We start from the raw sequence: 10,702 nt of genomic DNA, 5'->3' as shown, positions 1-10,702 counted from the left end.
GTCCGACCCGAAGCCCACAGATGCTCCAACACCTGCCGATGCCCGAACGTCAACACACCCGGCTTCGCCACCAGGACCTCCAACCCAACCCAAGATCAGTTGCACTGAAGCCTAGAAACCGCCGCGTGAATCTGACGTAAACCTCTTGATCAACTGACGCAAAGCTCTTGATCACCGAGGCGAGGCAGGGCAGGGCGGGGCGGAGGGGAGGGGGAGAGCGCGGGGAGGGGTCAGGGGACCGGGGTGAGGGTGGGTTGCTCGGCGGCGCGTTTGCGGGCGCGGTGGGCGGCGACGTGGGAGCGGGTGGCGCAGCGTTCCGAGCAGAACCGGCGGCAGCAGTTGGACGAGGTGTCCAGGTAGACGTTGCGGCAGCGCTCGTCGGCGCAGACCCCGAACCGGGCGCTGCCGTACTCGCAGAGCCACACCGACAGGCCCCACGCCGCGCCGGCCAGGTATTCGGCGCTGACCGACGCGCCCCGGCTGGTCACGTGCATGTGCCAGTCGCTGGAGTCGTGACCCGAGATGCGCGGCTGCACCGGGAACGCCTCCAGCATGGCGTTCAGTTCGGCCACCGCCTGGGCGTCGCGCCCCGAGGTGCCGTACTCGAAGACGTCGCGCAACCGCTTCTGCGCCCGCCGGAAGATTGCCAGGTCCCGGTCGGCGACCTCGTCGCGCATCCACGCGTTGTCGTCCGGAAAGAGGGCCCGCAGGTCGTCGAGGTCGTCCAGGTGGGCGTTGACTAGGTCAACCCCGGTCCTGGCGTACGCGTCGAAGTTCACCCGACCAACGGTAGACGACTCATGCGGCACGCGGCGCGTCGATGTAGTGCGGCAGGAAGCGCGCGTAACCGTCGGTGATCAGACTTTCGCTCTCCCGGATGCCGACGCCTGCGGACTCGCCGTCGACGATCCAGCTGCCCAGCACCATCCGACCCCCGTCGAACTGCGGCAACGCCCGGAACTCCTGATAGCAGAAGCCCTCGTCACCATAGATCCCCGGATTGCTGATCTCCGTGTCGCCGGTGACGATGCGTACCGAGCCGCCCTCCCGGCCGAGCAAGGGCTTCGCCACGTACTCCGGCATTCCGCGCGGTGAGTCCAGGTAGGCCGGGAGCAGCAGCTCGTGCCCCGGGTACAGCTCCCAGAGCACCGCCAGCAGCGCCTTGTTCGACAGCAGCAGCTTCCAGGCCGGTTCGATCCAGGTGGTCGGGGTGCCCGGGTCCACCGCCGGACGGCCGTACGGCTCGGCCAGCATCCACTCCCACGGGTAGAGCTTGAAGCAGGTGGTGACCGGCCGGTCGGCGGCGTCGACGAAACGCCGGCCGTCCCAGCCGACGTGCTGGATCGGCAGCAGCGTCACGTCGAGCCCGGCCTGCCGGGCCGTCTCGGCCAGGTAACCGGCGGTGATCTGGTCCTCGCCGGACTCCTCCTCGTTGGACCAGCACACGTGCACCCGCCGGTCGTGCAGCCCCGACCCGATCTTGGCCCACGCCCCGACCAGCCGCTCGTGCAGGCTGTTCCACTGGTCGGCGTCGGGCCGGGTGTCCTCCAGCCAGTACCACTGCACGATGCTCGCCTCGACCAGGGCGGTCGGGGTGTCGGCGTTGTACTCCAGCAGCTTCGGCGGCCACGAGCCGTCGTAGGCCAGGTCGAACCGGCCGTACAGGGTGGGTGGGCGTTCGTGCAGCGACCGGGCCACCGCCTGCGCCGCCCAGTCGGGGATGCCGAACTCGGCGTACCGGTTGCGGGCCACCACGTGCTCGGCGGCGGCCACCGACATCCGATGCAACTCCTCGGTCGCCTCCTCCAGCCGCAGCACCTCGTCGAGGTCGAAGACGTACGCGGCGGACTCGTCCCAGTACGACATGATCTCGCCGTCGGGCAGTTCGGTGTCGACGTACACCAGGCCCTGGGTGCGGATCACCGAGTCGAAGTCCGGGCGGGGGGTGACCCGCTCCCGGCGCACCGTCAGCCGCCGCAGGAGGCGAGGTGGGTGCCGAAGCCGCCGCGCTCCGGCAGCGCGCCGGCCACCGGGTCGGGTGCGGCGGCCCGGGGGGCGATGCCGACGGTCGGCACCTGCATGGCGAGTGCCACGGTGTCCCCGCCGCCGACCGGCCCGAGGGCGCAGTCGTCATCGTCGTCGTCGGAGGTGAGGTTGCAGCCGGAGAGGGCGAGTGCCAGCGCGGTGAGCGCGCCGAGCTGCACGGAGGCCGACCGCAGCCGGCGGCGGGGGTGTCGTTCCACGTTCATGGTTGTAACTGATCCACGCCAACCGCGCGTCCCCTGACCGGCCCGTACCGTGGCCGGAACCGGTCCGCCCCGCCGCCGGGCACGGTGCGCCCCCGTGGCCGGAACCGGTCCGCCCCGCCGCCGGGCGCGGTCCCACGGTCGGGCGTTACGCTCGGCTCATGCTCCGTTCCGTCATCCTCGCCGCCTCCCGGTCATCCCAGGTCGAGCGGCTCGTCGCGACGGCCCCCCTCACCCGGGACGTCGTCCGCCGGTTCGTCGCCGGCACCGGCACCGACGACGCGTTGCGCGCGACCCGCGAACTCGTCGCCGACGGCCTGACGGTCACCCTCGACAACCTCGGCGAGGACACCGTCACCCCCGACCAGGCCACCGCCACCCGGGACGAGTACCTCGCCCTGCTGCGGGCGCTCGACGCCGCCGGGCTCACCCCGGCCGCCGAGGTGAGCGTCAAGCTCTCCGCCCTCGGTCAGCGCTTCGACGAGCAGTTGGCCTACGACAACGCGCGGGCGATCTGTGTGGCGGCCGACGAGGCGGGCACCACGGTCACCCTGGACATGGAGGACCACACCACCACCGACTCGACCCTGGACACGCTGGTCAAGCTGCGTAAGGACCACCCGTCGACGGGGGCGGTGCTCCAGGCGTACCTGCGGCGGACCGAGTCGGACTGCCGGGAGCTGGCGGGTGCCGGGTCGCGGGTCCGGTTGTGCAAGGGGGCGTACGCCGAGCCGGAGTCGGTGGCGTACCAGTCGGCCCGCGAGGTCGACAAGTCGTACGTGCGCTGCCTCAACGTGCTGATGTCCGGGGCGGGCTACCCGATGCTGGCCACCCACGACCCGCGCCTGATCGCCATCGGCGAGGACCGGGCCCGCTGGTTCGACCGGGGCCCCGGCGAGTTCGAGTTCCAGATGCTGTACGGCATCCGCCCCGACGAGCAGGCCCGGCTGGCCGGTGAGGGCTACACGGTGCGCACCTACCTGCCGTACGGGGAGGACTGGTACGGCTACCTGATGCGCCGCCTCGCCGAGCGCCCCGCGAACCTGGTCTTCTTCGGTCGGGCCCTGGCCTCGAAGAAGTAGGCCATCCGGAACACCAGGTCACGACCGGGTGAACGACGCCCGGTGCGCGATGAGTTGTGGGAAGGGATCGCGCAGGTCACAGCCGTCCCGCTACCGTACTGGTAACACGCGCGTTGCCGGCCCGTGCGGAAGCTCCGTCGGGTGGCGCGCGCCGGGCATGGGATGGGTCGGGTGAGCCATGGCCGGGTCGCAGTCCTCCGACGGTCGGCTGTCGGATGTCAGGTTCCTCACGGTCGCCGAGGTCGCCGCGGTGATGCGGGTGTCCAAGATGACGGTCTACCGCCTGGTGCACAGCGGTGAACTCACCGCCGTCCGGGTGGGCCGCTCGTTCCGGGTGCCCGAGCACGCCGTACACGACTATCTGCGTGGGGCGTTCCAGGAGACCGCCTGATCGCGCCGGTCGCGGCCGTACGACCGCACCGATCGCGACGTAACGGGCATCGGCCGGGGGCGCGTTGGTCCTGCTGACGCTCTCCGGCTACCCTGGAGCCGATCCTGAACCGTGCGCCGGTGTGCCCCGCCGCCACCAGGCTGGGTCCAGGTCCGTTGTCCGCAGAGCGGCCACCGGCGTCACCATCTCGACGCCGGGCGTCCGTGCCGAACGTTGCATCGAAAGGCTGTCGTATGGGCTCGGTGGTCAAGAAGCGCCGCAAGCGCATGGCTAAGAAGAAGCACCGCAAGCTGCTGCGCAAGACCCGCGTCCAGCGTCGCCGTCTCGGCAAGTGACCGACGCCGGGTCACCACCCGGCGTCCGGCACCACTTGCCATCTGTCGACCCCCGGAGGCTCAGGTGATCAGGCCGCGGACATCCCGGCTCGATCTCGCCTGCCGGTCAGGGCGTGCGCGATGACCCCCGGTGGCACCCCAGGTGCTCCGGGGGTCGTCGTCGTGACCGGGGTCGGTCGTTATCTGGGGGCGCACGTCGCCGCCCGGCTCGCCGCCGACCCCCGCATCGAACGGGTGATCGGCGTCGACCCGGCCACTCCCGGCCCCGAGTTCGCCGGCCTGCTCGACCGGGTGGAACGCATCCGGCTGGACCTCGACTCGCTCGGCGGCCTGCTGGCCGACCTCGACGTCGCCGCCGTGGTCCATCTCGCCCTGGCCACCGCCCCCGACCCGCAGCAGGGCGGCCGGTCGGGGATGAAGGAACAGAACGTCATCGGCACCATGCAGCTGCTCGCCGCCTGCCAGCGCGCACCCCGGCTGCGCAAGCTGGTGGTCCGGTCGTCGACCGCCGCCTACGGCGCGTCCTTCCGCGACCCGGCGGTCTTCACGGAGGAGACCGAGCCCCGCGAGGTGCCGCGCGGCGGTTTCGGCCGCGACATCCTCGACATCGAGGGGTACGTGCGCGGCTTCCGTCGCCGTCGACCCGACGTGACCGCGACGGTGCTGCGCTTCGCCCCGTTCATCGGCTCCACCGCCGACACCACACTCACCCGGTACTTCTCCCAGCCGGTGGTGCCCACCGTCTTCGGCCGCGATCCCCGGCTCCAGTTCGTGCACTTCGACGACGCCCTGGAGGTGCTGCACCGGTCGGTCGCCGAGGACCACCCGGGCACGTACAACGTCGCCGGGCCGGGGGTGCTCTCGCTGTCCCAGGCGATCCGCCGGGCCGGTCGGGTGGCCGTGCCGGTGTGGGAGCCGGGGCTGTCCGGGGCCGCCGCGATCGCCCGTAACCTCGGCTTCGGCCGCTACGGCCTCGACCAGGTCGACCTGATCGTGCACGGCCGGGTGGTCGACACCCGCCGGCTGACCCGGGAGTACGGCTTCACCCCGCGCTCCACCGCCGTCGCGTTCGACGACTTCATCCGCGCCCACCACGGTGGTGCCGTCCTCAGCCGGGACCAGCTCGCCATGGCCGAGCAGATGGTGCTGGAGAGCATCCGGCAGGTCCGTTCCGCGGTCCGGGACCGTACGTGACCGAGCAGAACGGCCACCGTCGGCTCACCACGCCGCCCGTCCCCGCCCCGCCGTCGCGCAACGGGGCCCGGCCCGAGCCCACCGACCCCGCCCTGACCCGACCCGCGCCCGTGCCCAAGTCCGCGCCCGCGCCCGCGCCCGCGCCCACACCTAAGTCCGTGCCCACACCTAAGTCCGCGCCCGTGCCCAAGTCCGCGCCCGTGCCCAAGTCCGTGCCCGTCGAGCCTGACGTGGCCGGCCCCTCGGTGGCGGACCGGCCCGGTGACCAGTGGGACCGTCGGGTCGCCTCCGGTCTGGCGTTCCTGCGCCGCCGCCTCTCCGGCCAGTACGAGGTGGACGAGTTCGGGTTCGATCCGGAGCTGACCGGGGCGGTCTTCCATCCGCTGCTGCGGCTGCTCTACCGCGACTGGTTCCGCACCGAGGTGACCGGCCTGGAGCACGTGCCCACCGACGGGGCCGGCCTGGTGGTCGGCAACCACTCCGGCACGGTGGCCCTGGACGCGCTGATCCTCTCCGCCGCCCTGCACGACCAGCACCCCGCCCGCCGCTACCTGCGGCTGCTCGGTGCGGACCTGGTCTTCCGGATGCCCGTCGTCTCCGAGCTGGCCCGCAAGACCGGCGGTACGGTCGCCTGCAACCCGGACGCCGAGCGGCTGCTCGGCAACGGCGAGGTGGTGGGCGTCTTCCCCGAGGGGTTCAAGGGCATCGGCAAGCTCTACTCCGACCGCTACAAGCTGCAACGCTTCGGCCGGGGTGGTTTCGTCTCGGCGGCGTTGCGCACCGGCACCCCGATCGTCCCGGTCGCCATCGTCGGCGGCGAGGAGATCTATCCGATGCTGGCCGACATCAAACCGTTGGCCCGGCTGCTCAAGCTCCCCTACTTCCCGGTCACTCCGACGTTCCCGTGGCTGGGGCCGCTGGGCATGGTGCCGCTGCCCAGCAAGTGGCTGATCGAGTTCTGCCCGCCGATCCCGACCGCCCACCTGACCGACTCGGCGGACGACCCGCTGGTCGTGTTCAACCTCGCCGACCAGGTCCGCGAGACCATTCAGCAGACCCTGCACCAGCTGCTGGAACGCCGCCCCGACCCGTTCGGCCCCTGAGCCTGCGGCTCCGGCCGCCCGGCGCGGGGGTGTGGCGCGGTGGCCCGGTCCGGTCCGGAGAGGGTGCGGTGCGGCGCGGTGGCCCGGCGCGGGGAGGGTGTGGCGCGCGGTGGCCCGGTCCGGGGAAGGCGTGGCGTGGTGGCCCGGCGGGTCGGCTGCGGTCCGGGTGGCGCCGGGGTCAGGCCGGGTGGCGGCGTCGGTGCAGCGCCCGGCCGGCGGAGACCGCGCCGGCCAGCAGCCCCAGCGCCGCCGTCGACGGTACGGCGATCCGGGCGGCCCGGCGCCCGGTGCGGAAGTCCCGGACCTCCCAGCCCCTGTCCCGGGCGGTACGCAGCAACGCGCCGTCCGGGTTGACCGCCACCGCCCGGCCCACCGCGTCGAGCATCGGCAGGTCGTTGCAGGAGTCGCTGTAGGCGGTGCAGCGGGCCAGCTCCAGCCCTTCGACCGTGGCGAGTTGGAGGACCGCCTCGGCCTTCGCCGGCCCGTGCATCAGGTCACCCACCAGCCGGCCGGTGTACGCGCCGTCGACCACCTCGGCGACGGTGCCGATCGCGCCGGTCAGGCCGAGCCGGGCGGCGATCACCCGGCCGATCTCCACCGGCGCGGCGCTGACCAACCAGACCCGCTGGCCGGCGTCGAGGTGGCGTTGGGCGAGCCGTCGGGTGCCGACCCAGATCCGTGGTGCCATCAACTCGTCGAAGATCTCCTCGGCGAGTCGTTCGACGTCACCGACCCGCCAACCCTCGACGAAGGCGAGGGCGGCCTGTCTGGCCTTCGACATGTCGCCGGCGTGCTCGGTGGCCAGCAACCGGAACCGGGCCTGCTGCCAGGCGAACCGGGCCAGGTCACCGGTGGTGAAGTAGCGGCGGGCGGCGAGCCCACGGGCGAACCAGTAGATCGACGCGCCCTGCATCATGGTGTTGTCGACGTCGAAGAACGCAGCGGCGCGGGAATCCGCCGGCCCGGGCGCCGGCGTCGCGTCCGCCCAGCCGGCGGTGTGCCCGTGGGCGTCGGTGCTGACGGTGACCTTGCGGGTGTCGGCCATCGCACCTCCTCCCGCGCCGTCGAGCGTGCCTTCGTTGACGAGCCTAGTCGGGCCGGGACGCCGGTCGGCCGGTCCACGCAGGAACTGTGGCGGGTGACTCTGCCGCCGGTCAGCGGCCGATCGGGCAGCCGGCCGGGACAGGGCCGAGGGCGTCGCTGTCGACCGGGGCGGGTGACGCGCAGCCGATCGCGGCGCGCAGCGCGTCGGAGCGCTTGCGGATCGCGTCGAGCAGGGCGAGGGACTGCCGGGTGCGTTCCCGCTCGGCGGAGCCGGCCCCGTCGAGCAGGCCGGCCACCGCCCGGCGTTGCCCGGTGACGAAGGTGTTCACCGCGTCCAGCGCCGCCGGATCGGTGTGCTGCGCGGCACCGGTGGTGAGCAGCCGTACGCCCTGCCGGGTGTCGGCGTCCATGTCGTCGAGGACCGCGCTGAACCCGGTCGCGTCGTCGCGGAGCGTCGCCGCCTCGTCGAGCCGGGTCCGGGCGAAGTCGAGGAAGAGTTGCCCCCGGCTGAGGTCCGACTTGGCCAGGGCGAGCTGGGCCCGTTCGGTGGAACGCTTCATGCCGTACAGGGCGTCGCCGGGCACCGCGTTCTCGCTGGCGGCGGAGATGCCGGAGACGGCTACCGCCCCGGCCGCGATGCCCACCAGGATGGCGCCCCGGGCCCGGGCCCGGCGGGCGGTCGCCCCGCCCAGCAGCGAACTCCGGCCGGTGGCCTGCGGGGTGCCGGCCGCAGCCGGGTCGGTGGTGTGTTCCCGCTCGGCGGCGGCCACCAGCATGGCCCGCAGGCCGGCGCGGAACTCGACGTCCACCTGGATGTCAGGTCGCTCGGCGACGAGTCGCTGCCCGACCGCCACGAGCCTGGTGAGCTGGTCGTCGGCGCGGGATCGGACGTGGTGGCGTCGGCCGCCGTTGGCCTCGTCGAGAAGCTGGGCGAAGCGTACGGCCCGACGACGGGAGAAAAGGTCGCTGTCCACCGCAGGCACCCCCTCTCGCTGGTCACGGCCGGTCGGCCGCGGTGGTTCCCAGCGACCGGCGGCGGCGTGCACCGTCGTACCAGGGTCGTGGTCGGCGGCGCTGCCCTGGACCGGGACGGATCCGGGGGCGCCGGGACAACCACCGGCCGCACCCGGAGAAACGCTCCGTGCCGGGCACCGGTTACGGGGCGGCCGGCAGCGAAATCACGAAGAGTGATCGTTGCCGCAGGTCAGGGCTGGAAACCGTCGGGTAGCAGACGGGCCAGCGCGCGGACCGCGCGGTACTGCAACGCCTTGATCGCTCCCTCGTTCTTGCCCATCGCCCGGGCCGTCTCCGCCACCGAGAGGCCCTGGAGGAAGCGGAGCACGATGCACTCCTGCTGTTCCGGGTTGAGCCGGGTGACGGCGGTGAGCAGCGCGACGTTGGTGATGTGCTCGACCACCGCCGCCTCGGGGCTGCCCTCCGGTCCGCGGTCCTCCCGGTCGGCGTCGAGTACGTCACCGGTGGTCACCTCCAGCCGGTAGCGGCCGGACTTGAAGTGGTCGGCGACCAGGTTGCGGGCGATGGTGACCAGCCAGGCGCCCAGGTCGCGGCCCTGCCAGGTGAAGCTGCCGATCCGTTTGAGAGCGCGCAGGAAGGTGTCCGAGGTGAGGTCCTCCGCCAGTTGGCGGTTGCCGACCCGGAAGTAGACGAACCGGAAGACCGTGTCCACGTACCGGTCGTAGATCAGTCCGAACGCCTCGGCCTCGCCGGCCTGCGCCCGTTCGACCAGCGTCCAGACCTCGGTGGCCGGGTCGGACGGGTCGGGTCGGCTCGGAAAGCCGGTGGGCGGGGTGCCGGTGGGCGTCGCGGTGGTACCGGGCGGGGCGGGGGCCGGGACCGTCGGGCGTGCGGTGCCCTCGGTCGGTACGGCCGGGACCAGTGCGGTGTCGTCGGTCGGTACGGCCGGGACCAGTGCGGTGTCGTCGGCCGGCACGGCCGGGATCAGTGCGGTGTCGTCGGTCGGCACGGCCGGGATCAGTGCGGTCTCGTCGGCCGGTACGGCCGGGATGACGGCGGTCTCCCCGCCGGTCGGATCGGTCACGGCGGGGGGGTCGCCGACCCGGCGGCTCTGCGTGGGCATGGTGGGTGGCCGGGCGGGTGAGGTCACCCGGCCGGCCGGGGTGGCGTTGCCACCGGGCGCGGCGGGCCGGGGTGCCGCCTCGTTGGGGTGTGGACGCTGGTGCACCCGGCGGGACGCCGCCTCCGGGCGGGCCGGGTCCAACCGTTCGTTCACCGATGCGCGGGGCGTCGGCCCGGTCAGCCCGGTGGGATGATCCGGGTAGCCGAAGGCGGTCATCGGGCCTCCCGAGGGCGCGACACGGCCGGGCCCGGACGGCGGCGGGCAGCCGCCGCGCCGGGTCTGTCCCTGTCGGACAGGGCCGTGTGGTGGGGTGCCGACGCGCGGCAGATCCCCTTGAGGTGCTGGTCCAATGCGCGCACAGGCACGGGGGCCTCCTCGGGCTGAGGGGTGTCGACTCACGGCAAATGGGGTGAGCCGACCCGAGTGATGATAGGGCCAACGTCACCCGTGTGTGCCAAGTCCGTTACACAGGGCCAAAGTATTTGCCGAGGCCGCACAGCCTTGGCGGACCGGTTGTCCGTCGTGGTCGGTTGACTTTCACGTCGCGACTTGATCCGGGGTGGAAATTGCAGCTCAGTGGGGTGGTGGGCGGTCGACGACACGCCGCGGCGCCGGTCCGTCCACCGGTGTTCCCGGCCCCGTCCCGGCGCGGTCGGGGACCCGGATCGGCCCTCCGTTCGGGCGGGCCCGTTGACGCTGCGTGACCGTACGGTGTGTGGGCCTGGCCGGGCGGTCGGGGGCGTGCCAGACTCAGCCACCGCGCGACCGGCTCGGCCGTCCCGGGTGTGGCGCACCGGTGGACGGGCGAGACTGGGCGGGCGTGCCCGGCGCGTGTCGCCGGGCATCCGGCACCCGTGCGCACCGGTCCGTCCACCGCGCGCATCCCCGTCGCGGCCGAGTTCGGCCGCCCCGTACCCGGAGGTCCCGATGTCCACTGCCGCCCGGCTCGCCCTGATCACCCGACCCGGTTGTCACCTGTGCGAGGACGCCAAGGCCGCCCTGGAGCGGGTGGTGGCGGTCACCGGCGACCGGTGGGTCGAGAAGGACGTGACCGGCGACGTCGAGCTGGAGCGCGAGTACGGCGACCGGCTGCCGGTGGTGCTGCTCGACGGCAAGGAGCACGGGTACTGGCGGGTGGAGGAGGAGCGGTTGCTCAAGGATCTGACCACTCCCCAGCTCTAGGGTGGCGCGGATCACGGTGGGTCAGCA

The 10,702-nt window shown here is 72.8% G+C and carries 12 protein-coding genes; 6 read left to right on the top strand and 6 right to left on the bottom strand.

The genetic code is table 11. From position 1 onward, the window contains the following. Window positions 1–230: 230 nt before the first annotated feature. The 3 genes from JQN83_RS18210 to JQN83_RS18200 are packed head-to-tail and all read right to left on the bottom strand — an operon-like array spanning window position 231 to window position 2,249. Window positions 231–779 carry a CGNR zinc finger domain-containing protein gene (locus JQN83_RS18210; RefSeq protein WP_208568315.1) on the bottom strand — a complete coding sequence of 183 codons (549 nt, stop codon included), beginning with the start codon at window positions 777–779 and terminating at the stop codon, window positions 231–233. Window positions 780–798: 19 nt separating this feature from the next. Continuing rightward, the gene (locus tag JQN83_RS18205) at window positions 799–1,965 is read right to left on the bottom strand and encodes a glutathionylspermidine synthase family protein (RefSeq protein ID WP_208568314.1); all 1,167 of its coding nucleotides are present in this window, start codon (window positions 1,963–1,965) and stop codon (window positions 799–801) included. Window positions 1,966–1,967: 2 nt separating this feature from the next. Next, window positions 1,968–2,249: a hypothetical protein gene (locus JQN83_RS18200; RefSeq protein WP_244252654.1), complete on the bottom strand. Its 282-nt coding sequence runs from the start codon at window positions 2,247–2,249 to the stop codon at window positions 1,968–1,970. A gap of 158 nt (window positions 2,250–2,407) precedes the next feature. Between JQN83_RS18200 and JQN83_RS18195 the strand changes: the two genes are divergently transcribed. The 5 genes from JQN83_RS18195 (at window position 2,408) to JQN83_RS18175 (ending at window position 6,351) form a co-directional block, all read left to right on the top strand. Continuing rightward, a complete protein-coding gene (locus JQN83_RS18195; protein WP_208568313.1) occupies window positions 2,408–3,328 on the top strand; it encodes a proline dehydrogenase family protein in 921 nt (306 codons plus the stop codon). Between the two features lie 178 nt (window positions 3,329–3,506). Further along, window positions 3,507–3,719 (top strand): helix-turn-helix domain-containing protein, encoded by a 213-nt coding sequence (locus JQN83_RS18190; RefSeq protein ID WP_091242358.1) that lies wholly within the window; start codon window positions 3,507–3,509, stop codon window positions 3,717–3,719. Window positions 3,720–3,952: 233 nt separating this feature from the next. Next, window positions 3,953–4,054: a 30S ribosomal protein bS22 gene (locus tag JQN83_RS18185; protein ID WP_007465623.1), complete on the top strand. Its 102-nt coding sequence runs from the start codon at window positions 3,953–3,955 to the stop codon at window positions 4,052–4,054. Between the two features lie 120 nt (window positions 4,055–4,174). Further along, window positions 4,175–5,248 (top strand): NAD-dependent epimerase/dehydratase family protein, encoded by a 1,074-nt coding sequence (locus JQN83_RS18180; protein ID WP_208568312.1) that lies wholly within the window; start codon window positions 4,175–4,177, stop codon window positions 5,246–5,248. 230 nt (window positions 5,249–5,478) lie between these two features. Continuing rightward, the gene (locus JQN83_RS18175; RefSeq protein WP_208568330.1) at window positions 5,479–6,351 is read left to right on the top strand and encodes a lysophospholipid acyltransferase family protein; all 873 of its coding nucleotides are present in this window, start codon (window positions 5,479–5,481) and stop codon (window positions 6,349–6,351) included. A gap of 178 nt (window positions 6,352–6,529) precedes the next feature. On the opposite strand, the gene JQN83_RS18170 is transcribed toward JQN83_RS18175, so the two are convergent. From JQN83_RS18170 to JQN83_RS18160, 3 genes are all read right to left on the bottom strand, one after another. After that, on the bottom strand, window positions 6,530–7,396 hold the full coding sequence (locus JQN83_RS18170) for an HAD family hydrolase (RefSeq protein ID WP_208568311.1): 867 nt from the start codon (window positions 7,394–7,396) through the stop codon (window positions 6,530–6,532). 109 nt (window positions 7,397–7,505) lie between these two features. Then, window positions 7,506–8,369, bottom strand: coding sequence for a DUF5667 domain-containing protein (locus JQN83_RS18165; protein ID WP_208568310.1), 864 nt, complete (start codon window positions 8,367–8,369; stop codon window positions 7,506–7,508). A 230-nt stretch (window positions 8,370–8,599) separates the two neighbouring features. After that, on the bottom strand, window positions 8,600–9,709 hold the full coding sequence (locus tag JQN83_RS18160) for an ECF subfamily RNA polymerase sigma factor, BldN family (protein ID WP_208568309.1): 1,110 nt from the start codon (window positions 9,707–9,709) through the stop codon (window positions 8,600–8,602). A 711-nt stretch (window positions 9,710–10,420) separates the two neighbouring features. On the opposite strand from JQN83_RS18160, the gene JQN83_RS18155 reads away from it, so the two are divergent. After that, window positions 10,421–10,675 (top strand): glutaredoxin family protein, encoded by a 255-nt coding sequence (locus JQN83_RS18155; RefSeq protein ID WP_208568308.1) that lies wholly within the window; start codon window positions 10,421–10,423, stop codon window positions 10,673–10,675. Window positions 10,676–10,702 lie beyond the last annotated feature (27 nt).

Origin of the sequence: Micromonospora antibiotica, from assembly GCF_017599305.1 — a bacterium.
Taxonomy (GTDB): Bacteria; Actinomycetota; Actinomycetes; order Mycobacteriales; family Micromonosporaceae; genus Micromonospora; species Micromonospora antibiotica.
Note: the sequence above shows the minus strand (reverse complement) of the source record. Positions and strands in the feature narration are given on the sequence as shown.

Coding starts and splice junctions, on each gene's coding strand:
- JQN83_RS18200 (WP_244252654.1), bottom strand. CDS start 2,249: ATGAACGTGGAACGACACCCCCGCCGCCGGCTGCGGTCGGCCTCCGTG.
- JQN83_RS18195 (WP_208568313.1), top strand. CDS start 2,408: ATGCTCCGTTCCGTCATCCTCGCCGCCTCCCGGTCATCCCAGGTCGAG.
- JQN83_RS18190 (WP_091242358.1), top strand. CDS start 3,507: ATGGCCGGGTCGCAGTCCTCCGACGGTCGGCTGTCGGATGTCAGGTTC.
- JQN83_RS18185 (WP_007465623.1), top strand. CDS start 3,953: ATGGGCTCGGTGGTCAAGAAGCGCCGCAAGCGCATGGCTAAGAAGAAG.
- JQN83_RS18180 (WP_208568312.1), top strand. CDS start 4,175: ATGACCCCCGGTGGCACCCCAGGTGCTCCGGGGGTCGTCGTCGTGACC.
- JQN83_RS18170 (WP_208568311.1), bottom strand. CDS start 7,396: ATGGCCGACACCCGCAAGGTCACCGTCAGCACCGACGCCCACGGGCAC.
- JQN83_RS18160 (WP_208568309.1), bottom strand. CDS start 9,709: ATGACCGCCTTCGGCTACCCGGATCATCCCACCGGGCTGACCGGGCCG.
- JQN83_RS18155 (WP_208568308.1), top strand. CDS start 10,421: ATGTCCACTGCCGCCCGGCTCGCCCTGATCACCCGACCCGGTTGTCAC.